The organism is Selenomonas sp. oral taxon 138 str. F0429, assembly GCF_000318175.2.
Lineage (GTDB): Bacteria > Bacillota > Negativicutes > Selenomonadales > Selenomonadaceae > Centipeda > Centipeda timonae.
Window position 1 is genome coordinate 294,871 of the sequence record NZ_KB290939.1, and the last position, 20,428, is coordinate 315,298.

20 protein-coding genes are annotated in these 20,428 nt (G+C 57.5%); 19 read left to right on the forward strand and 1 reads right to left on the reverse strand.

What is annotated here, in order from left to right; translation table 11 throughout:
• Nucleotides 1–129 precede the first annotated feature (129 nt).
• The 10 genes from HMPREF9163_RS06370 to HMPREF9163_RS06415 are packed head-to-tail and all read left to right on the forward strand — an operon-like array spanning nucleotide 130 to nucleotide 13,445.
• Nucleotides 130–1,926 carry a thiamine pyrophosphate-binding protein gene (locus HMPREF9163_RS06370; protein WP_037346330.1) on the forward strand — a complete coding sequence of 599 codons (1,797 nt, stop codon included), beginning with the start codon at nucleotides 130–132 and terminating at the stop codon, nucleotides 1,924–1,926.
• Between the two features lie 3 nt (nucleotides 1,927–1,929).
• Nucleotides 1,930–3,582 carry a cytidylyltransferase domain-containing protein gene (locus HMPREF9163_RS06375; RefSeq protein ID WP_009440909.1) on the forward strand — a complete coding sequence of 551 codons (1,653 nt, stop codon included), beginning with the start codon at nucleotides 1,930–1,932 and terminating at the stop codon, nucleotides 3,580–3,582.
• Nucleotides 3,572–4,651, forward strand: a complete 1,080-nt coding sequence (locus HMPREF9163_RS06380; RefSeq protein ID WP_009440910.1) for an N-acetylneuraminate synthase family protein — start codon at nucleotides 3,572–3,574, stop codon at nucleotides 4,649–4,651. The genes HMPREF9163_RS06375 and HMPREF9163_RS06380 overlap by 11 nt, the downstream gene beginning before the upstream one ends.
• Nucleotides 4,648–5,871 carry a glycosyltransferase gene (locus HMPREF9163_RS06385; protein ID WP_009440911.1) on the forward strand — a complete coding sequence of 408 codons (1,224 nt, stop codon included), beginning with the start codon at nucleotides 4,648–4,650 and terminating at the stop codon, nucleotides 5,869–5,871. Before HMPREF9163_RS06380 ends, HMPREF9163_RS06385 begins: the two co-directional genes overlap by 4 nt.
• Nucleotides 5,872–5,906: 35 nt before the next feature.
• Nucleotides 5,907–7,115, forward strand: coding sequence for a radical SAM protein (locus tag HMPREF9163_RS06390; RefSeq protein ID WP_009440912.1), 1,209 nt, complete (start codon nucleotides 5,907–5,909; stop codon nucleotides 7,113–7,115).
• A 1-nt stretch (nucleotide 7,116) separates the two neighbouring features.
• Nucleotides 7,117–8,163, forward strand: a complete 1,047-nt coding sequence (locus HMPREF9163_RS06395) for a radical SAM/SPASM domain-containing protein (RefSeq protein WP_009440913.1) — start codon at nucleotides 7,117–7,119, stop codon at nucleotides 8,161–8,163.
• Nucleotides 8,160–9,302 (forward strand): bifunctional 2-polyprenyl-6-hydroxyphenol methylase/3-demethylubiquinol 3-O-methyltransferase UbiG, encoded by a 1,143-nt coding sequence (locus tag HMPREF9163_RS06400; protein ID WP_009440914.1) that lies wholly within the window; start codon nucleotides 8,160–8,162, stop codon nucleotides 9,300–9,302. The genes HMPREF9163_RS06395 and HMPREF9163_RS06400 overlap by 4 nt, the downstream gene beginning before the upstream one ends.
• A gap of 33 nt (nucleotides 9,303–9,335) precedes the next feature.
• Nucleotides 9,336–10,229 carry an NAD(P)-dependent oxidoreductase gene (locus tag HMPREF9163_RS06405; protein ID WP_157049424.1) on the forward strand — a complete coding sequence of 298 codons (894 nt, stop codon included), beginning with the start codon at nucleotides 9,336–9,338 and terminating at the stop codon, nucleotides 10,227–10,229.
• Nucleotides 10,230–10,262: 33 nt separating this feature from the next.
• Complete coding sequence (rfbH, locus tag HMPREF9163_RS06410) at nucleotides 10,263–11,591, forward strand: lipopolysaccharide biosynthesis protein RfbH (protein WP_009440916.1); 1,329 nt, start codon at nucleotides 10,263–10,265, stop codon at nucleotides 11,589–11,591.
• Nucleotides 11,592–11,621: 30 nt separating this feature from the next.
• A complete protein-coding gene (locus HMPREF9163_RS06415; protein WP_009440917.1) occupies nucleotides 11,622–13,445 on the forward strand; it encodes a glycosyltransferase family 2 protein in 1,824 nt (607 codons plus the stop codon).
• Nucleotides 13,446–13,513: 68 nt separating this feature from the next.
• Here HMPREF9163_RS06415 and HMPREF9163_RS06420 read toward each other — a convergent pair whose 3' ends face one another.
• Entirely contained in the window at nucleotides 13,514–14,659 is a 1,146-nt protein-coding gene (locus HMPREF9163_RS06420) for a YibE/F family protein (protein ID WP_009440918.1), read from the reverse strand.
• Between the two features lie 81 nt (nucleotides 14,660–14,740).
• Between HMPREF9163_RS06420 and HMPREF9163_RS06425 the strand changes: the two genes are divergently transcribed.
• The 9 genes from HMPREF9163_RS06425 to HMPREF9163_RS06465 all read left to right on the forward strand — a co-directional run bounded on the left by HMPREF9163_RS06425 (nucleotide 14,741) and on the right by HMPREF9163_RS06465 (nucleotide 20,393).
• On the forward strand, nucleotides 14,741–14,899 hold the full coding sequence (locus HMPREF9163_RS06425) for a hypothetical protein (protein ID WP_157049425.1): 159 nt from the start codon (nucleotides 14,741–14,743) through the stop codon (nucleotides 14,897–14,899).
• An 84-nt stretch (nucleotides 14,900–14,983) separates the two neighbouring features.
• A complete protein-coding gene (locus HMPREF9163_RS06430; RefSeq protein WP_006304978.1) occupies nucleotides 14,984–15,184 on the forward strand; it encodes a hypothetical protein in 201 nt (66 codons plus the stop codon).
• Nucleotides 15,185–15,263: 79 nt separating this feature from the next.
• Nucleotides 15,264–15,575 carry an HMA2 domain-containing protein gene (locus HMPREF9163_RS06435; protein WP_009440920.1) on the forward strand — a complete coding sequence of 104 codons (312 nt, stop codon included), beginning with the start codon at nucleotides 15,264–15,266 and terminating at the stop codon, nucleotides 15,573–15,575.
• Nucleotides 15,572–16,330: an HMA2 domain-containing protein gene (locus tag HMPREF9163_RS06440; protein ID WP_009440921.1), complete on the forward strand. Its 759-nt coding sequence runs from the start codon at nucleotides 15,572–15,574 to the stop codon at nucleotides 16,328–16,330. The genes HMPREF9163_RS06435 and HMPREF9163_RS06440 overlap by 4 nt, the downstream gene beginning before the upstream one ends.
• On the forward strand, nucleotides 16,327–18,441 hold the full coding sequence (locus HMPREF9163_RS06445) for a cation-translocating P-type ATPase (protein WP_009440922.1): 2,115 nt from the start codon (nucleotides 16,327–16,329) through the stop codon (nucleotides 18,439–18,441). The genes HMPREF9163_RS06440 and HMPREF9163_RS06445 overlap by 4 nt, the downstream gene beginning before the upstream one ends.
• A 134-nt stretch (nucleotides 18,442–18,575) precedes the next feature.
• A complete protein-coding gene (locus HMPREF9163_RS06450) occupies nucleotides 18,576–18,995 on the forward strand; it encodes a flagellar protein (RefSeq protein WP_009440923.1) in 420 nt (139 codons plus the stop codon).
• A 127-nt stretch (nucleotides 18,996–19,122) separates the two neighbouring features.
• Nucleotides 19,123–19,392, forward strand: a complete 270-nt coding sequence (locus tag HMPREF9163_RS06455) for a flagellar biosynthesis anti-sigma factor FlgM (protein ID WP_009440924.1) — start codon at nucleotides 19,123–19,125, stop codon at nucleotides 19,390–19,392.
• A 14-nt stretch (nucleotides 19,393–19,406) separates the two neighbouring features.
• The gene (locus tag HMPREF9163_RS06460; protein WP_009440925.1) at nucleotides 19,407–19,895 is read left to right on the forward strand and encodes a flagellar protein FlgN; all 489 of its coding nucleotides are present in this window, start codon (nucleotides 19,407–19,409) and stop codon (nucleotides 19,893–19,895) included.
• Between the two features lie 6 nt (nucleotides 19,896–19,901).
• The gene (locus HMPREF9163_RS06465; protein WP_009440926.1) at nucleotides 19,902–20,393 is read left to right on the forward strand and encodes a hypothetical protein; all 492 of its coding nucleotides are present in this window, start codon (nucleotides 19,902–19,904) and stop codon (nucleotides 20,391–20,393) included.
• Nucleotides 20,394–20,428: the final 35 nt, after the last annotated feature.

Below are 20,428 nucleotides of genomic sequence, written 5' to 3' on the forward strand. Positions count from 1 at the left end.
GATGGCGGTGCTGAATTTATCAGTGCTTCCTTAAGCATCGGGGCATTGGCATGCGCTTATGCAGATCGCGTGTCGTTCGATAAAGTTTATAGGGATGTTACGGTAAGAATATACAAAGTTGGGAAAAGCATGAAACTATCGGATTACGTGATTCAAAAACTCAGGGACAACGGCGTACGGGATGTGTTCCTGCTCGCAGGTGGCGGCATTATGCACCTCCTCGACTCGGTGGCGCGGGAAGATACGATCAATAAATACTACACGCTGCACGAGCAGGGCGCGGGCTTTGCTGCCGACGGCTACGCACAGTGCTCGAATCGCCTCGGCGTCGTCTTTGCAACGACGGGGCCGGGCGCAACAAATGTGGTGACGGCCCTTGGGTCGGCCTTCATCGACTCGACGCCGATGCTCATCCTCTCGGGACAGGTCAAGACCGCCGACATGACGCAGCTGGAAGGAGTGCGTCAGACAGGAGCGCAGGAGATCGGCATCATCCCTATCGTGGAGAGCATCGCGAAATATGCGGTGACGGTAAAAGACCCTATGCGCATACGTTATGAGATAGAGAAGGCGATCCATCTCGCCACCCATGGGCGGCCGGGACCCACATGGATCGACCTTCCGCTCGATGTGCAGTCGGCAGAGATCGATCCCGCCACGCTTGAGGGCTATACGCCGCCCGCAGCGGATACGGATTCGGTGTCTGACGAACAATATGACACGATTGCGCGTATTGCGCAGGGGCTCGCACGCGCCGAACGCCCTGCGATCCTTATCGGCAGCGGTGTCTTTCTCGCGGACGCGCTCGATGATTTCCGCGCGCTTACAGCGGAACTACGGATGCCCGTGCTCACCTCGCAGCGCGTGAAACGTGCCTTTCATCGTGGCGATGACCGTTACTATTTCGGCAATGTTGGACGTATCGCCCCGCGCTATGGGAACTATACACTGCAGAACTGCGACTTCCTCCTCTCCATCGGCTGCGGTCTGCGCTACTACCTCACGGTATTCAACGAGGAGCGCTTTGCCCCGCACGCGAAAAAGGCGGTCGTCAACATCGCACAGCCGGAGATCGATAAGCTGCGTATGCCTGTGGACTATGCCGTGACGATGGATGCGAAGGAATTTATAGCACGCTTTCATTCGGCATGGGAAAAGAGAGGACACAAGTCGCAGATGTCGCCCGCATGGCTCGCGTACTGTGATGAGATGCGCGCGAAATACCCCGTGCGGAACGATGTCATCCCACATGATGACGAGCTGTCGGACGGCTATCTGACGACGTACGCGATTGAGCGGTATGCGAAGGATGACGACGTTTTTCTCGCTTCGCCGTCGGCGTTCTGCTATACCTACAACATGCCGCTCAAGGGGCAGCAGGACTATGTTTGTCCGATGGGGCTCGGCAGCATGGGCACGGCACTGCCCGCTGCGATTGGCGCGTGCGCAGCGGCGGGGGGGCGGCGCGTGATCGTCGGCGAGGGCGACGGCAGTCTACAGCACAACATACAGGAGCTTGCTCTCCTGCACCGCTACCATCTTCCGATCAAGCTCTTTGTCGATACGAACCTCGGCTATCGGCAGATCTACACGATGCAGAACGCCCACTTTGGCGGAAAACTCGCGGGCTGTACGGTGGAGAGCGGCATCGAGTTCCCCAAGCTGCGGGAGCTTGCGCGCGCCTATCGTCTGGACTACTACCGCATCGAGAATGCGGAGATGACGGATGAGGTCGTTGCACGTGCGCTTGCGGACGATGAACCCGCCGTCATTGAGGTGCTGAGCAACCTCAAGACGGAATTTGTCCCAAACATCAAGAGCCGTATGGGGGCGGACGGCAAGATGCAGACCTCCGCGCTTGAGGATATGTTCCCCTTCCTGCCTGAAGCGGAGCACCGCGCGAATATGGCAATCTCGGAGGGCTGAGGCATGCGTATTTTGGCGGTCATTCCTGCACGCGGCGGCTCCAAGGGGATTCCACGGAAGAACATCCGACTTCTTGCAGGAAAGCCCCTGATCTACTATAGTATCCGCACAGCACGGCACTGCTCCGCGATCACGGATATTGTCTTGACAACGGATAGTGTGGAGATTGCTGATCTCGCGCAGCAGTACGGGGCGGACATTGTGCTTCGCTCTCCTGGACTTGCGACGGATGAGGCAACCATCGATCCTGTTGTCCATCATGCGACCTGTGCAATGGAAGCACGCACAGGTATCGCATACGATTTCGTCGTCACGCTTCAGCCGACCACGCCGCTCCTGCGTGCCGAGACCCTTGCACAGGGACTGGATTATTTCTTCGCGGGTGCATGGGACACTGTTCTCAGTGTTGTGAACAAGCCGCGCCTTCTTTGGGAAAAGCGGGACGGGGAAATCGTTCCGCTTTACGGTGAGCGCAGGAATCGACAGAACCTCCGCCCACAGTACCTTGAGACGGGGGCATTCCTCATCACAGGGCGCGCGTTCGTGACGGCGGACAGCCGCATTGGAAAGCGCGTCTCTGTCTTTGAAACGGATGAGGATGAGAGCGTCGAGCTGCGTACACCGAACGACTGGCTTCTCGCCGAGCATCGACTGCGGCGCAAGCGGATTGTGTTTCGTGTGGACGGCTATAGGAAGCTCGGCATGGGGCATATCTACAACTGCCTGACCATGGCATACAGCCTCATGATGGAACACGATGTCTTACTGATTCTGCACGAGCGTTCTGTGGAGGGGCTGCGGAAGGTGCAGGAGTCCCTGCTCCCCTATGTTGTCATTCATGACGATACGGAGATCGACCGCATCATTGCGGACTACCGTCCCGACATCTGGGTCAATGACTGCCTCAACACAGACGAGGAGTATATCCTGCACCTCAAAGAGCAGATCCCGCGCGTCGTCACCATCGAGGATCTGGGCACGGGCAGCGAGGTGGCGGATGCCGCCGTCAATGCACTCTACATCGAGGCGGGACGTGCCGATCATGTCTACAGCGGCTACGAATACGTCTGTCTGCGCGAGGAGTTCCAGATCGAGCAGCCGCGTGCCTTCTCCGAGGAGGTGCGCTCCGTCATCATCATGTTCGGAGGCACCGATCCTGCGAATCTAAACCGCAAAATCTACCGAAGTCTGCTGAAGTATGCACCGCGCCACCCGGAGATCCGCTTCTCCTTCATCACAGGGGTCGGCTACGACTATGAGGCGCATGGCGTTGTGACGCGCGAGGACTGCAACATCTTCGTCCATCCGAATGTGCCGCGTGTATCGAAATACATGAAGGAAGCCGACCTTGCCATCACCAGTCAGGGACGTGCCATCTTCGAGCTGGCGGCGATGGGCGTACCCGCGATTGTGCTCTCGCAGAATAGACGCGAGCAGACCCACCGTTTCGCACAGATGGCGAACGGTTTCATCAATCTCGGCATGGGCGAGGAGGTCGAGCAGTCAATGATCGAAAATACGCTCGACTGGCTCATTCATACACCGTCCGTACGGCGCAATATGCACGAACTCCTTTTGCAGTATCCGCTGCGCGAGGGAGTGGAGCGCGTGCGGGACATCATACTCGGGAGAGGAGGACGTACCTATGGCGTATGATCTGATCGAGCGTCTGCGCACGGGGCGGTTTACCCTGATGGCAGAGATCGGTGTCAACTACTATGATATCGCTGCAAAACTCCATATCTCGCCGATGGAAGCAGCGAAGTACATGATCCTCGCGGCGGCGAATGCGGGCATTCATGCGGTAAAGTTCCAGACGTACAAGGCAGAGACGCTCGCCTCAAAATACTCGCCCTCCTACTGGGATACGAGCGAGGAGCCGACTACATCGCAGTATGAGTTGTTCAAGAAATTCGACTCCTTTGGTGCGGATGAGTACCGTGAACTCAGTCATTTTGCGGCGCAGACAGGTGTCGAGTTTTGCTCCACACCGTTCGATTTCGATTCGGCAGACTATCTTGCGGAAATGATGCAGGTCTATAAGATCTCCTCGTCCGACCTCACAAATCTGCCGTTTATTGAACACATGGCGAAGAAGGGGAAGCCAATCCTGCTCTCGATCGGTGCGGCGAATCTCGATGAGATCGAACGCGCTGTCGCCGTCATCCGCGCTCACAATGACCGCGAACTCGTCCTGCTCCACTGCGTACTTGAGTATCCGACCCCGCAGGAACACGCAAATCTGGCGAAGATTCGCAGCCTACGGGAACACTTCCCCGATGCCTATATCGGGTATTCTGACCACACGAAGCCCGATATGGATGTCATTAAGACCGCGTATCTCTTGGGAGCGACCCTTGTTGAAAAGCATTTTACCGTGGATAAGACCCTCGTCGGGAACGACCACTATCACGCGATGGATCCTCATGATGCGGAGGAGATTCTACGCGGCATCGCCCATGTGGATACCGTCCTCGGCAGCGGGGAACTCGCGGCTCTCCCCACGGAGGCAGCGGCACGCCAGAACGCGCGCCGCTCCATCGTTGCACGCGTTCATATTCCTGCGGGGACGAGCATTCGCGCGGACATGCTGACATGCAAGCGCCCTGGGACGGGAATCCCGCCCGCACGGATGGAGGAGCTCCTCGGCAGGGTGAGTGCCGTCGATATTGCAGAGGACAGTATTTTGCAGGAAGAAATGTTCGAGGGCGGGGTGCGGCAATGATCCACATAGCGGCATCCATCGACTTTACGAAGGTGAGCGCGGAGTATGATGCCTATTTGGCGACACTCTGCGCCTCCATCCTTGAGAATACAACGGCGGACGTGACCATCCACGTCTTTTTTATCGGAACGCGTACGGATGACTACTGTGTGCGGCTGACGGCAATGGTGGATCGCTATCGCGCGGTTCTTCGCTGGCATGAGGTGCACATCGATGCAGCGTTCATGGAACTTTCCCACATTTACACATGGACGCCCGTCATTCTGAACAAATTTTACTTCCCGCAGATCCTTTTGGATGTGGAGAAGGTGATCTTCTTCGACCTCGATGTCGTCGTGAAGCGGGATGTGCGCGAACTCTGGGACATCCCGATGGAGGGATATGCGGTTGCAGGCGTACAGTACGCGAACTCCTTTGCGCTGAACCGCGAGTTCAACTCCTACGAGGAGACGCACACGATTGACAAGCGTGTCAACGGCGGCATGGTCATTATGAATCTTGCCGAGATCCGGCGCACATGTGATTTGCTTGCACAGGCAAAGGCATTTGTACGGGAGTATCCCGATGTCAAGGGCGTGGACGAGGTGCTCTTTCACCATCTCTTTTACGCAAAGACAAAGCTCCTGCCCGCGCATTGCCAGCACTTCCTCGGGATGGACGGGCTGCTCTTCGATGAGGAAAGCCCTGCGGTGCAGGATGCCGTGATTGCCATGCACTATGCGTATGAGTCGAAGCCGTTCCACTATGTGAACGGGACCCCCGACCGCTACTTTTGGCGGTATTTCAAATGCACGCCATTCTGCGAGGAGCATGCCGTAGCGGAATGGTATGCGCGTGTGGGGTTGATGCGCGCGGCACTTGTGAACGGACGGCGGCATATTCGTGGATTCTATGAGCGACTGCGGGAGAATCCTGAGATCGTTGTCTTTGGGACGGGGGTCTTTGCACGCAAGCTCGTGCACTATCTCGGGACGCGTGGGATTCCCGTCCATGCGTTCTCGGACAATATGGAGGAACATTGGGGGCGGCAGGTGGACGGCCTCGCGGTGCTTTCGCCTGTGGACGGCTTGCAGTGCGGAGCAAAGCGGATCGTGCTGCTCGGTATCATCAATGAGCGCAACAACAGAGCTGTGCGGACGCAATTTCGTGCGGCAGGGCTGCGCGAGGGAATTGATTTTTTTGATGCGAAAATCATCTTCGAGGATATTCGCAGGGATTAGGGAGCGTAATGCTTTCCATACAGGAGGATGTTTGATTGTTCGTATATGATACGCTGGCGAGGGAACGACGCGCCATCGTGATCTTCGGCGCGGGCTTTGTCGGGGAATATATAGGAAAACGGTGCACGGCGGCGGGGATCTCTGTCGCTGCATACTGTGACAACGTCTTGGGGCGTGACGGGGGAGAGGCGTTCGGGCTGCCCGTCCGCACGCTTCCTGCGCTGATCGGGGAATACGGTGAGAACATCGTATTCCTGATCGCTGTGCGTGATATTGATACCGTTGTGCAGCAGATCACGGCGGCGGGAGACTTTCCGTGGCATCCCGTCTGTGACCTCTATGAGCTCTCAGACATTCCGCAGGAACTGCCCTTTATGGAGCGGCAGCGTCTCGAGGCGGCTTGGTACGTCCACCATCATTACTGCGATACGGAGCGGCTGACGCTGAATACGCTCGACTTCATGATTACGGAGCGGTGCTCCCTGCGTTGCCGCGAGTGTTCAAATCTGATGCAGTACTATGAAAAACCGCAGAACTTCGGACTTCTTGCACTCCAAGAACAGATCGCTCGTCTCCTTACTGTCTATGACGAGGTGTACGAGCTGCGCCTTCTTGGCGGTGAGCCGTTCGTGCATCCCGAGATGAAGGAGATTATTACATTTCTGAACGGACAGGATGCGATCAAACGCCTTTGCATCTACACGAACGCGACCATACTGCCGGGGGATGAGGTGTTTGCAGTGATGGCGGAGGGCGGCAAGACATGGTTCTCCGTCAGCGATTATCACGCCCTCTCGCGTAATCTCAAACCGATGATTGCAAAACTCGAAGAATTTGGCATTGGCTATGAGCGGAAACCCGTCGACTACTGGACGCGCTGCGCCTCGTTTGAAAAACACAATCGCACGCCGGCGGAGAACCGCCGTATCTTCTACGAATGCTGTGCGAAGGATCTCCTGACACTCCTCGGCGGGCGGCTCTACCCCTGCCCGTTTATCGCGAATGCGATGAATCTCAAAGGCATCCCCGCCGCACAGTGTGACTATGTCGATCTGATGGCAGATAAGAGTGCAGAGGAATTGCGCACGGAACTGCGTGCAAAGCTGAAGAACCGTCCGTACTACGTTTCTTGCGACTACTGCCTCGGTCGCCCCGCCGTTGCGTTTGTGCGGGAAGAGGACAAGATTGCGCCGAACGAGCAGACAGCGGCGGCACTGCCGTATCGGCGGTTGGAGGTGATGTGAGATGGCTGACACAGACTATCAGGCGAAGATTGGGACGGGGCGCGATGAGAACCGCACCCCGCTCTGGCAGGTCGTGCCGATTCCCGTGCCGTTCTCGGTTGGCATCACCGTGAGTGACTTCTGCAACTTCAAGTGCATCTACTGCAACCACTCGATTCCGAACGCGATCAAGAATCCGAAGATGATGACGTATGACATGTTCCGCGAGATTGCCGCACAGCTTGAGGAGTTCTACCGTTTGCGTGGGACGGGGCGCACGAAAAACCTGCGAATGTGGGGGTATGGAGAACCCCTGATGAACAAAGACCTCCCGCGTATGATACGCTATGCACGGGAACGCGAGCTCTCCGACCGCGTGGAGATCACAACGAATGCGAGCCTGCTGACGCATGAACTCTCGGATGCCCTGATTGATGCTGGGCTGACACGTATGATCGTCTCCGTGCAGGGCGTGACCGAGGCGAAGTACAAGGACACATGTGGCTACAGGATTGACTATCCGCGCCTGTTGGAGGAGCTTGCCTATTTGTATGCGTATCGGAAAAACTGCAAAGTGTTCATCAAGACGGTGGATGTGGCACTCGACAATGCAGAAGAACATGAGCAGTTCTATGAGATGTTCGGTTCCGTCTGCGACGAAATGGGTATCGAGCATATCTTTGCCGCGTTTGAGGGCGTGGACTATGCGAGCATCCGTCCGGAGTCGGACGGGAGAACCCGCTATCAATATGATTATAAAGAAAAGCTCGTCTGTGATTCACTGTTCAGCCTTATCAACATCCAGACCAATGGAAACGTGGACTGCTGTGGGTGCAAATACCCGCCGCTGCCGATCGGCAACATTTATAGAACCCGTCTCAAGGATATATGGAACGGCGAAATCCATCGAAAATATATGGAGCTGCACCTCACTGGGCGTTATCGCGAGATTTCCTCCTGCAATGGCTGCGAATCCATGCAATTCAACGGGCATCCGATGGATAACCTTGATGATCATAAAGAGGAAGTGCTCCCGCGCATACGGGAGCTTGGAAAGGACACGCCATGATAAAGCGCTGCTGCCCCGTCTGCGTGGGGGAGGAAACGAAAAAGGTCTTTCATCGGGATTTTGGCGGCATGGAGAGCATCGTGCCGTTCTCCGGCTACGATGTCGTGCAGTGCACGCGCTGTGGAGCGTTCTATGCGGATAACATCGGGGAGACGATGCCGCTCATGCACTACTATGAGATGATGTCGAAGTACGAGACGAAGGCGTTCTCCGTGTCGCGGGAGGCTCTGGCGGAGTATGCGTTTGCCATCGGTTTCCTGCGCACCCATCTTGCACCGGAGCAATCCATTATCGACATTGGCTGCGGCAACGGTGCGATGCTGCACATGCTGCAGGAACAGGGATTTCGGCATCTCACGGGACTGGAACCGTCGGAGAAGAACTGCCGTGGCATCACGGAGCGATGGGGGATTCGTGCCGTAGCAGGCGCACTCGGGGAGGACATACCGCCGCTTGTCGGTGAGACGTTCGACGTTGTTCTAATGGAGGGGGTGCTTGAACATCTCGTTGATGTTCAGGGGAACGTGAGAGAGGCTCTTTCCTATCTCAAAAAGGACGGTGCACTCTATCTCAATGTGCCCGACCTTGCGGCGTTTCCCGATTGTCATGATCTCTATCAACAGTTCAGTGTGGAGCACGTAAACTTCTTCAGTCTCCCGTCCATGCAGAACCTCATGGGGGCATTCGGTATGACCTGCGTGGCTTATGACCGCAACGGCTACGGCGTATTCACGCTCTGGCGGCATACGTCGGAGGGCGTGCCCACACGCACATTCGATCAAGCGGGCACGGCGGATATGCGTACCTATCTGGCGGGGGCGGAACAGCTTGCCGCGCAGATGAAAGCTCGTCTTGCGCCGTATTGCGGACGCGAGGTCTATGTCTGGGCGGCGGGGACGCACACGGCGATGCTCTATCAGCTAGGGCTGCTTGACGGTATTCATGTGCGGGCAATCATCGACTCGAATGCGAACTATCAGGGGAAGACCATCTACAGCGTGCCCGTCATCGCCCCGCAGGAACTCCGTGCGCGTGAACCTCTCCCCATCATTATCTCCTCCCAGCTCGCACAGGATGCAATCCATACACAGATCAAAGAGAAGATGGGGTTGCCAAACGAGGTGGTACGGCTGTACTGAGGGGCAATCCTCTGCACGATGAAGGGAGCGACCTTGAAAAACTACATCGTCACGGGCGCGGCGGGCTTTCTCGGCATGAACCTCGTGGAGCGGCTCTTGCGGGAGGAGGACGCGCACATCTATGCTGTTGTACGCCCCAACTCGCCGCACAATGTACGCCTTGCCGTGCCAGAGCGGCTGACACTTGTTTCTGCCGACTTGTCGGAATATGCGCGTCTGGATGAGATGATTGATGAAGCGTGCGATGTATTCTTCCATCTTGCGTGGCAGGGCGGACGCTATGACTTTGCGGCACAGTATGGGAACGTTGCGGATACGCTCGGCGCACTTGAAGCGGCGGCACGGCTCGGCTGCCGCCGCTTTATCGTGACGGGATCACAGGCGGAGTATGGAGCGCAGACAGTGCTCATCACGGAGGAGACGTGTCCGCATCCCGTCTGCGCCTACGGGGCGGCAAAGCTCGCCGCATGTGTGCTCTCGCAGCGGCGTGCAGCGGATCTCGGGATCGCGTGGGTCTGGGGGCGCGTGTTCAGTCTCTATGGAAAGTATGAGCAGGCGGGAAGGATGCTGCCCGCACTTGTGAACTCCCTACGTTTGGAACAGCCCTTTGCGCTTTCTTCCTCGGGCGCACAGAATTGGGACTATCTCTATGCGGCAGATGCTGCGGATGCGCTTCTTGCGCTCGCCGAGCGGGGGCGTGCGGGCGAGATTTACAATATTGCGCATGGCGGCTACAGACCACTGCGGGATTTTATCGAGGCGGCGCGGCAGACCATTGCTCCATACTGTGATGTCGCCTATGGTGCGGCGAATGCGGAGGTGTTTTCCCTTCAACCGTCTGTGGAAAAGATTTGCCGTGACGCGGGATGGCGGCCCGTGACTGATTTTGTCGATGGGCTGCGGTTGGGATATGGGCTTTTACCTTGAGAAGGAATCAATATTGATGTATGGGAGAGCAAAATGACTGAGCAGGAGATGCGCGGAGAGATTCTCGCACTGGTACGGGAATACGCTGAGAAATATCATGCACCGAAGGAGGGCTTTGCGCCGGGGGATCGGCTGCCGTATGCGGCACGGGTCTACGATCACGAGGAGATGGAGAACCTTGTAGAGAGTGCGCTTGAGTTCTGGCTGACGGCAGGGCACTATACGGAGGAGTTCGAACGCGGTCTTGCAGCATTCTTGGGTGTGAAGCACTGTTCGCTCGTCAATTCGGGTTCGTCGGCGAATCTTCTCGCCTTTATGGCACTCACCTCGCCACTCCTCGGAGAGCGGGCTGTGCGGCGCGGCGATGAGGTTATCACGGTCGCGGCGGGATTTCCGACAACGGTTGCGCCGATCATTCAGTACGGCGCGGTACCCGTCTTTGTGGATGTGACACTGCCGACGTACAATGCCGATGTAAGTCTTCTTGAGGGAGCACGCTCAGAGCGGACAAAGGCGGTGATGATCGCGCATACGCTCGGCAATCCGTTCGATCTCGCGGCGGTGAAGGCGTTCTGTGACGCGCACAATCTGTGGCTCGTCGAGGACAACTGCGACGCGCTCGGGTCGCAGTATACGTTGGATGGGACGGAGCACTATACGGGGACGATCGGCGATATCGGCACGTCGAGCTTCTATCCGCCGCATCATATGACGATGGGCGAGGGCGGTGCGGTCTATACGGATAGCGCTCTCCTGCACCGTATCGTGCGTTCCCTGCGGGACTGGGGGCGTGACTGTATCTGCGCGTCAGGGCAGGATAATCTTTGCGGTCGCCGTTTCGACCGACAGGACGGAGAGCTGCCGCGTGGCTACGATCATAAATACGTCTATTCGCATTTCGGCTATAATCTGAAGGCGACGGATCTACAGGCGGCAATCGGCGTGGCGCAACTGAAGAAGCTGCCGTCCTTTGTGGAACGGCGGCGGCATAATTTCGCACGGTTGCGCGAAGCACTTGCGGACATGGAGGACTTTTTTGTCCTGCCGGAGGCGACGGTGGGTGCCAATCCAAGTTGGTTCGGTTTTCTCCTAACCTGCCGCGAAGGTATCGGTCGCGCAAAGATTGTACGCTATATTGAGGAGCATGGCATTCAGACGCGGATGCTCTTTGCGGGCAATCTGACGAAGCATCCGTGCTTTGATGCGATGCGTGCATCGGGCGAGGGCTATCGAATCGTGGGGGCACTCACAGAGACCAACCGCATTATGAATGATACGTTCTGGCTCGGGGTCTACCCGGGACTGACGGATGAGAAGATCGACTATATGGCGCAGGTGGTGAAGGCTGCCATGCGCGGATAGCTGCCGAGGGATACAGGGAAAGGAAATGACATGAAACAGGAAGAGATACGTTCGCTGTTGGATGTCTCCGTTGAGGCGGTGGAATATGTACGGGGCGCACTGGATCGTGGAGAAGAGCCGCCCGCCGCAACGGATATCATGGACAATCTGCATCGGATTGCAGAGGTGTTCGAGGCTGAATATGCTGACGCAACGGGACTTTTGCAAAAGGTGTACCTATATGCACGCAATATTCAGGCGTCTGTGGATGAGCTTCGGCGTGATCCAAGTCTTTTCGCGCGGATTTTTTCATGGGAGATTCGCCCCTTCGTCCTTGAGATGGAATGGCTCTGGCGACTTGATGTCAATGTCCTTTCGGATGCGGAGCAATGGAGGGCGCATCAACAGAAACTGATGCAGGCGATGACCGACCTGCATCAGGCCCCACGCGAAAGCTACCCGTACGAAGTGTCGATTGTCCTGTGTGCCTACAACAAATTGGAGTATACGAAGGCTGCCGTTGAGAGCATCTTTGCCCATACGGATTTTTCGGATGGACGGGTTGAGCTCATCACGATCAATAACGGCTCGGCTGACGGTACGCGGGAATACTTTGAGAGTTTGCCTCATGCGAAGAAGCTGAATTTGAAATACAATATCCTTGCCATCAATGCGCAGCAATATATTGTGGAGGGCAGGTACGTTGTTGGATTCTCGAATGACGTTATTGCAACGCCGCACTGGCTCGATCATCTCTATACGGCGATAGAATCGGACTCGTATATTGCTCAGGTAGTCCCAACGTGCAATGAGGAAGGCGTGTCGAACAATCAGGGGATTCCCGTTCCCTATCCGAATACGTTTGCAGGCCTCGAACGCATGCATACATTTGCCGCAGCACACAACCATATGAATTCTGCCCTTTGGGAGGAGCGTCCTGTGCTGATGCCGTTTCTGGCTATAACGCGTACTGATGTCTATCGAATGGGGCTGATCGATCCGATTTATACGCGTGCGGAATTCGTGGATGATGATTTATCAACGCTTCTTCGTCGTACAGGATGGCGGCAGCTTCTTCTCAAGGACACGTTCATGCACCACTTTGGCGGTGTAACACTCGGCGAGGGACGCCGCAAGGTGGCGGGAAATGCACTCGATGAGATGCGGCAGGTCTACTATGAGAAATGGGGGGTGGATGCGTGGGATTCGCGCGGAGGATTTTTCGGTGCGGAGATCTTCGAACGGTGGCACGCAATTTCTGCGAATGAACGCGTGCTTGTGTTGGAGCCGCGCTTTGGAGATCTCGCCTGTGATCTCTTTAATATCTATCGGCGTAGCGGGCATACGCCGCATATGACTGCGGCGGTCTTTGATGAACGTTACCTGCCGGATACGGGCTATCTGTTTGATGAGACAGCTGCTGCACAGCATATTGGGGACATGCCGGTGCAGGGGCAGTACGGTATTATCTCGGCGGGGTGTTATCTGGATGAATTGCCGCTCGACGATGTGCTTGCCGATCTGGAACGGCTCTATGACCTTCTTGCACCGGACGGTGCTTTGATCCTCCCAGTTCGCAATCCGGCCTGCGCTTATGAGCTGGATTATATCATGCGTACGGGAATGCGGGATGTGTACAGTGGAGCGGGGGAAGTAAAGCCCTATGTCAGTATGTCCGATCTGCAGCTTTTGCAAGCGATTCATGAGCATCCGCGCATGAATCAATATAAAATACAAACAATATCGTTTCAAAAGGATGTTCCCCTTGTAGAGCGGATGAAGCCGTTTCTCCAGGTGGATGAAAACGCGGTTTCGGATCAGCTTTTTCGCCTTTCCGTCCGTATGTTTTTCCTCGGGATTTTCAAGGAAGCATAGTCGCATACGAAAAAACCCCCGTTTGTGGGGGCGGATATTTGATACGGATATGGGCGTGCTGCATGAAATTATGTGTTTTCGTGCAGCTGCTCCCTTTTTTTGCGCTGCGGGCGGATGGTTATGAGGAAGGCGGTGGCGTAGGCGGTGATGGGGATGGCGCAGAGGAGGCCGATGCTGCCGATGAGGGAGCGGACAACCTCGGTAGCGATCATGTTGAGGTTCATGATGTGCAGGAGAGAGATGTCGGGCTGTGCGGAGATGAGCAGGATGAGCGGTAGTGCGCCGCCGATGTAGGCGAGGACGAGGGTGTTCGCCATTGTGCCCATGACATCGCGTCCGACGTTCAGCCCTGAGGAGACGAGTGTCTGAAACTTCGTTTTGGGGGCGAGCAGCTTCATCTCGTACTGCGCGGAGGCGATGGAGACGGCGACATCCATGACAGCGCCGAGCGCGCCGAGGACGATGCCCGAGAAGAGTAGTTCGCGGAAGTCCACGTCCTTCAGATAGAGTGCCTTGAGCATGCCCGCCTGTTCCTCGGAGACACCCGTGAGATAGGTAAAGTGTATGGCGAGGACGGCGAGGAGTCCTGCAACGAGGATGCCGCCGATGGTACCGATGATGGCGCCTGCGGACTTCACGTTGCGCCCGTTCACGATGAGCTGGGTTGCAAGCGTGATGACAGCACCGATGAGGATTGTCCAGAGCAGGATATGTGACGGTGCAAAGAGGATGAACGCAATGAGTCCCTTTGCAATGAGGAGAACGGCAAAGAGGAGGACAAGGAGCGCCTTGAGTCCCGTCATTCCGCCGAAGAGGATGAGGAGTGCAGCAAAGCCGAGGAGGAGGAAAAGCATGGCAGGCAGGCGGTCATAGTCGACGATGGCGTAGGTGTCGTTCTCATCGCGGACGATGATGTTATCGCCCTCCTGTGGGTGGATGTCGAAGGCCGGATTGTTCAGTGTGCGATGTGTGATCGTCGCCTCTGTCCCCTCGGCAGAGCCAGAGTCGATGCGGAGCTGCACCTCGTACTGCAGGCTGCCGGGGGCGAACTCCTTGATCTCGTTTTCCGTCTCTGTGACGCTGAGCACCTCCGCCTTGTAGGTGGGCGGGTCGCCGTCCTCTCCGCCCGGCAGGTGGAAGAGGGCATAGAGAAGTACGAGGATGGCTATGCAGACAGCGAGGAAACGCGCGAAGCGCTGCGGATGGATTTTCATAAGGGCACCTCTTCATGGAATATTGAGATGATTGAGACGACTGAGATTATCATACATGCTGATAATGATATTTATATTAGCATGAAGGCAATACTTATTCCTGATTACGTCGGAAGTATTGACAACACTGGTATTCTCACATATACTGAGAACAACAAGATGATTCCGGAGACGGAGCGGGCACGCATGCTGCCAAGGCTCTGCGGCGCAGGAATTGTCAACGATGCGGATGTTCTGTAACGCTGCATCGTTCACTCAGTTCTGAGGCAAGGCGCCGCGTTCGATTATGCCCCAATGGGGCGCTATACATAAGGAGGAGTTATCATGTTCTCGAAGACAGATTTCTGGATTGGCCTTGCAGTCGGTGCGGTGGCGGGTATCTTTGGCTACCGTTTTATGCAGGAGCGTACGCAGCAGCTTGCGGCACTCGAGGCAGGACAGGCGGATCTCTCGCTGGCAGAGCTTCAGCGTCAGAAGGAGGAGCTTGAGGATCTGATTGCGGCGCAGTCTGCATCGGAGCAGTAAGAGTTCCATAGGTCACGGGGCTGCCGCGTATTTGCGCGCAGCCTTTTTTTCTAAAAGAAAGAGAGGAAGCAATCTTCCCATGAATATTTTCGATACGATCAAGAACGCGATTCCGCAGTCGGCGATGGATGTCTTCGTGCGTACGACGGATATTGCATCCTATATGCCGGGGCGTGTGCGTCTCTACAGCAAGCAGCTGGTGAACAACGCTACACTCGAGGCGCAGGTGCAGGCGCATCTCAGCGCGCTCGCGGAGATTGAGCGCGTGGAGACGAATATTGCGACGGGCTCGATCCTCATCACATATGAGCCGGAGCGTCTGCGTGCAAATGCGGAGCTTCGGCGCGTCGAGAACTATATGCGCACGCATGCGAAGAGGAGGGCATCATGAACTATGTTTCGGGATTGATGCTTGGCGCGTCTATTGCGAATATGCTGCGGCAGACACTCAGTGGTACGGGCGATATGAATACGATGCAGGGCATGCGCGGCGGGCGCGGGCGCATGATGCCGGGCGGACAGTCCGCCGCCTTTCCCTCGATGACGGGAAGTCTTGCGGGCAGTGCTTCCGCGCTGACGGGGCTCTTTGGGGGCTCCGGGCGGACGGGCGGTCTTGCGGGGCTTCTGCCGTCTGCGGGGACAGCTGAATCCTCTGCTGCCGCTGCGCATCAGGGTCGGACTTCCTCGGAGCTGCCCTTCATCTGCGTGCATGCATCGCCTGGACGTCGCCGCTATCGGACGCCGTATCTGACGCCGGAGTTTGCACAGGTGCTCGAGGAGTGCCTCGTGCGTCTCCCGTTCGTGACGCGGGTGCGCGCAAATGCGGTTGCAGGAAGTATATTGCTCACCTATATGCCCGAGGATGAGGCACATATCCTCGTGCTCGCAGAGGGGCTGGAGGAGATCTTCTCCGAGGGGCGTACGGCTCCGCCGCCCGCGACGCTTGCGCAGAGTGTGCGCCGTTCGGTACATGATTTTAGCGGATGGATTCAGAGGCATACGGGCGGGGCACTCGATCTCAGCTCGGTGGTTGCGGGCGTGTTCGTTCTGCGCGGCATTCGCCAGCTCGTGTTGTCGAATAATACGCCGTCGGGCTCGCAGATGCTCTGGTGGGCGCTGACGCTGATGAGAGGGTGGCGGGTATGACGAAGCTCGTACATACGCGCATCCGTCTGCGTGGGGAGCTGCCGCGCGCAGACGCCCTCCAGCTTGCGGCGCGGCTGCGCCGCTTCCCTGCCGTGACGGCGGCATCGGTACGCGACGGCGCGGTAGAACTCTGGCACGAGGGACAGATTCCCGCTGCTCGCATTCTTGGCGTCGCGGAGCGTGCCGTGCGTGAGGCGGCAGAGAAGACGGTGACACCGACGGAGCAGATGGCGGAGTTTCGCCGCGATGCCGTGATTTCGCTTGCGAGCTTTGCTGCGATGGAGCTGCTGCGGCGCGGCGCGCCTGAGCTCTTTGCCTCGCTCAAGGTTCTGCGGTCTCTGCTCGTGCTCGGTATTTCGCGCAATTTCATCAAGACTGGCATTGGAGGTCTGCTCAAAGACCGCCAGCCGAATGCGGATACGCTGACCACAACGGCGGTCATCGCCTCCGTACTTGCGGGCAAGCCCGAGTCGAGTCTCATGCTGCTCGCGCTCAGCAACGGCGCGGAAATGCTGACGAGCTATGCGGCGGAGAAAGCGCGCACGCATATCTCGGGGCTGCTCTCGCTCGGACAGCGCGATGTCTGGCTGGTTGAAGAGACGGCGGACGGCGAGGTTGAGCGGAAGGTGCCCATGGAGGAGGTGCGCCCCGGCGATACGATCGCCGTGCACGCGGGTGAGAAGATTGTGATCGACGGGCGTGTGCTGCGCGGCGATGCGGCGGTGACGCAGGCGTCGATTACGGGCGAATCCGCGCCTGCGATGAAGCACGAGGGCGCGCCAGTCTACGCGGGCAGCGTGGTCGAGGCGGGTGAGCTCGTCGTCAAGGTGGAGAAGGTGGGCGGCGATACGTCGCTCGCGCATATCGTTCACCTCGTCGAGGAGGCGCAGATGCGCCGCGCGCCCGTGCAGAATTTTGCCGACCAGATGGCGAACTATCTCGTGCCCGTGTCCTTCCTCGGCGCTGCGATTGTCTACGGGGCAACGCGCGACTGGGGGCGGGTGCTGAACCTGCTCTTTATCGACTTTTCCTGCGGACTGAAACTCTCCACGGCGACCGCTATGTCGGCGTCGATCGCTGCAGCTGCAAAGCGTGGCATTCTCGTCAAGGGCGGCAACTATGTCGAGGCGCTTGCGCGCACGGATACGGTTGTGCTCGATAAGACGGGAACGCTGACGGTCGGCGTTCCGGAGATCACGTTCATCCGTACGGCGGCGGGCGTGACGGAGAAGGAGGTCATCCTGCTCGCAGCGTCGGCGGAGGAGCACTCCGTACATCCGCTCGCGGTGGCAATCCAGAAATATGTAGAGGAGAAGGAGTGGGTAACGCCGCAGCATCGCTCCTCAAAGACCATTGTGGCGCGCGGCATGCTCGCCGAGGTGCCCGATTTCGAGGGGTATACGGGCGGAACGGTGCGCGTCGGCAGCCGCCGCTTCCTCCAAGAGAATGGAATCACGGACGAGGAGGAGCTTGGCGCCCAGGTCGTGGGCAAGAATCTCCTCTACGTGGCGCGTGATGTGCAGCTCATCGGCATCATCGGCATCGAGGACCCTATTCGGCCGAAGATGAAGAAGACGCTCAATCAGCTGCGCCGCTGCGGCGTGGATGAGATCGTCATGCTGACGGGTGATGCGAAGGCGGTCGCGGCAGATGTCGCGCGCGAGATGGATGTGGACTCCTATCACGCGGAGATCCTGCCCGAGGACAAGTCGCGCTATGTCAATGAACTGCGCCAGCGCGGCACGGTGATGATGGTCGGCGACGGGATCAACGATGCACCTGCGCTCGCGTTTGCGGATGTGGGCGTTTCGCTCGGCGGACGTCAGACGGACATTGCAGCGGAGTCCTCGGCGGTGACGATCCACGCGGAGGATCCCACGCGCCTCGTGGAGGCACTGCGTCTCGGACAGCGGACGATGCACCTTGTGCACCAGAATTTCAAGGCAACGCTGCTCATCAACTCGTCGGCGATGCTGCTCGGCGCACTCGGCTCGATCAGTCCGCTCGCGGCAGCGGCGATCCACAACACGGCGACACTCGGCGTCGTGCTGAACAGCTGTCGCATCCTGACACCCGAGGGCGGCATTTTCGCACGGCGCACACGGCCATGACGGGGTGAACTGTTCTCCTACCTTAAAGTATTGATTTTTCCTGTATCCTGTTGTAGAATACGAGGGAATGAAATGAAAAGATAGTTTCGGATCACGCATCTACCGATCCGCTATTTGGGAGGAGAGTTTTGTCAATGGCAGGAAAGATGAAGAACTGCTCAAGCTGCGGGAAGGTATTTGTTTCGATCAACAATGCTCGTATCTGCGTGGATTGCCGCGAGAAGGAAGAGCAGTGGGAGAAGCAGATCGTAGAGTATGTGCGTGATCATCCGAAGAGCCAGATCCCCGAGATCGTCGAGGCGACGGGGGTCCAGGAGCCGGTGATCCGCCGCATGATTCGCGAGGGGCGCTTTATCTCCTCCGATGTCCAGCTCTTCTATCCGTGTGACAAATGCGGCTCGCCGATCCAGAAGGGGCAGTACTGCGACAAGTGTCAGAAGGAGATGCGCGAGGAGCTGACGGCGGCTGTTGCAAAGAAGTCCGCCTCGGGCATGCGCACGACTTCGGACGGCTCCGGCGGACGGCGCGGCTATGTGACGCTCGGTGATAAATAAAAACTCAAGAACGCGTGCTTAGGAAAAATTTCTTAAGTACGCGTCTTTTTTTTTCGATAAAGAATGTGAAAGGACTCCGACCCTTTTTCGGAGGGTATATCGGAGCAATACATAGGTGGTGAAGAATATGTTGATCAGCAATCATGCAGTTGCGGCTGTGAGCCGTCTCTATGCGGGCAGCCAGTCGACAGGAACGCGCCGTGTGGATGCAGTCAGCGCCGTACAGCGTCCCGATGCACTCGAACTCTCAGGCGAGGTGCAGAGCTTTGGCGATATCCTGCAAAAACTGCGGGGCATGGACGACGTCCGCACGGAGCGCGTGGAGGCGCTCGCGGCACGCACACAGGAGCCTGCATCCTCGGATATTGCAGCGAAGATGCTCGCAATGCGCTACTGATATGGGGCGCACTCATGTGGAATGCATTTACGACAACCCTTGAGGAATTATATCGTCAGTATGAGAAGATCCGTGCCCTGCAGGAGAAGAAGCGCGGCGTTCTTGTTGCGCTCGATATGGCAGCACTCGAGAAGCTGACCGCCGAAGAGGATTTTCTTGCAAAGGCCGTGCAACAGCTCGAAAAGCAGCGCCTGACGCAGCTTGCACAGATCGCACAGGTGACGCCCGGTGTCAGTGCCGAGACGAATATGGAGGAGCTGGCACTCCTCGCGCCGACGGATGCAGTTCACCGCTCCGTGCTCGCCGCGAGCCGAAAGCTCAGCAGCATCGTCAAGGAGACGGCGGAGCGCAGCGAGGCGAATTCTCTCCTGATCGAGGGGGCGCTCATCGCGGTGAACCGCCAGCTCGGCAAAATCGGTGGCGCTGTTGTCGATCCCGTCTATGGAAACACAGGCGGTGAGCAGGTGCGGCATCTGAAGAAGAATCTGGACTATAAGGCGTGAACGGCGATGACGAATGAAACCCGTGAGGCGCTTGTGCTCCTGAAGGCACAGCTCGCTGCCTGCGAGGAGGCGGCGCATCGCTTCGCTGCACTCAGCGATGCCCTCTGTCAGAGTGCATCGGGGGGCGGCGTTGCGGAGCCGACGGCGGCAGCGGAGCACAGCCTGACTGAGGTGCGGTCACTCGCACGCCGACAGTCGGACTTTCTTGCAAATACTGGTGCAGAAAGCCTTTCTGTTATCGTTTCGCGTGAGCCGAATCTACGTGAACGCCTCGCCGTCGAGCGTGTCCTGCGTGCCGTTGCAGCGCGTCAGGCAGAGCTGCGGGAGCGCATACAGATCTGCGCGGAGCTGCTGCAGAACAGCGCTGCGTTTGTGAACTATCAGCTCAACGTCATCTCCGGCACCGTTGCCGAGGATACCTACGGCAGATCGCAGCCCGTTGCGGGCCCCGCACCGGGTGTGAACCGTGCGGTTGCGATGTTTGATGCGGATGTATAAAGAGTCAGAGATAAGAGTAGGGAAAGAGTGAGGGA

Coding starts and splice junctions, on each gene's coding strand:
- HMPREF9163_RS06370 (WP_037346330.1), top strand. CDS start 130: ATGAAACTATCGGATTACGTGATTCAAAAACTCAGGGACAACGGCGTA.
- HMPREF9163_RS06375 (WP_009440909.1), top strand. CDS start 1,930: ATGCGTATTTTGGCGGTCATTCCTGCACGCGGCGGCTCCAAGGGGATT.
- HMPREF9163_RS06380 (WP_009440910.1), top strand. CDS start 3,572: ATGGCGTATGATCTGATCGAGCGTCTGCGCACGGGGCGGTTTACCCTG.
- HMPREF9163_RS06385 (WP_009440911.1), top strand. CDS start 4,648: ATGATCCACATAGCGGCATCCATCGACTTTACGAAGGTGAGCGCGGAG.
- HMPREF9163_RS06395 (WP_009440913.1), top strand. CDS start 7,117: ATGGCTGACACAGACTATCAGGCGAAGATTGGGACGGGGCGCGATGAG.
- HMPREF9163_RS06400 (WP_009440914.1), top strand. CDS start 8,160: ATGATAAAGCGCTGCTGCCCCGTCTGCGTGGGGGAGGAAACGAAAAAG.
- rfbH (WP_009440916.1), top strand. CDS start 10,263: ATGACTGAGCAGGAGATGCGCGGAGAGATTCTCGCACTGGTACGGGAA.
- HMPREF9163_RS06415 (WP_009440917.1), top strand. CDS start 11,622: ATGAAACAGGAAGAGATACGTTCGCTGTTGGATGTCTCCGTTGAGGCG.
- HMPREF9163_RS06420 (WP_009440918.1), bottom strand. CDS start 14,659: ATGAAAATCCATCCGCAGCGCTTCGCGCGTTTCCTCGCTGTCTGCATA.
- HMPREF9163_RS06425 (WP_157049425.1), top strand. CDS start 14,741: ATGAAGGCAATACTTATTCCTGATTACGTCGGAAGTATTGACAACACT.
- HMPREF9163_RS06430 (WP_006304978.1), top strand. CDS start 14,984: ATGTTCTCGAAGACAGATTTCTGGATTGGCCTTGCAGTCGGTGCGGTG.
- HMPREF9163_RS06435 (WP_009440920.1), top strand. CDS start 15,264: ATGAATATTTTCGATACGATCAAGAACGCGATTCCGCAGTCGGCGATG.
- HMPREF9163_RS06440 (WP_009440921.1), top strand. CDS start 15,572: ATGAACTATGTTTCGGGATTGATGCTTGGCGCGTCTATTGCGAATATG.
- HMPREF9163_RS06445 (WP_009440922.1), top strand. CDS start 16,327: ATGACGAAGCTCGTACATACGCGCATCCGTCTGCGTGGGGAGCTGCCG.
- HMPREF9163_RS06450 (WP_009440923.1), top strand. CDS start 18,576: ATGGCAGGAAAGATGAAGAACTGCTCAAGCTGCGGGAAGGTATTTGTT.
- HMPREF9163_RS06455 (WP_009440924.1), top strand. CDS start 19,123: ATGTTGATCAGCAATCATGCAGTTGCGGCTGTGAGCCGTCTCTATGCG.
- HMPREF9163_RS06460 (WP_009440925.1), top strand. CDS start 19,407: ATGTGGAATGCATTTACGACAACCCTTGAGGAATTATATCGTCAGTAT.
- HMPREF9163_RS06465 (WP_009440926.1), top strand. CDS start 19,902: ATGACGAATGAAACCCGTGAGGCGCTTGTGCTCCTGAAGGCACAGCTC.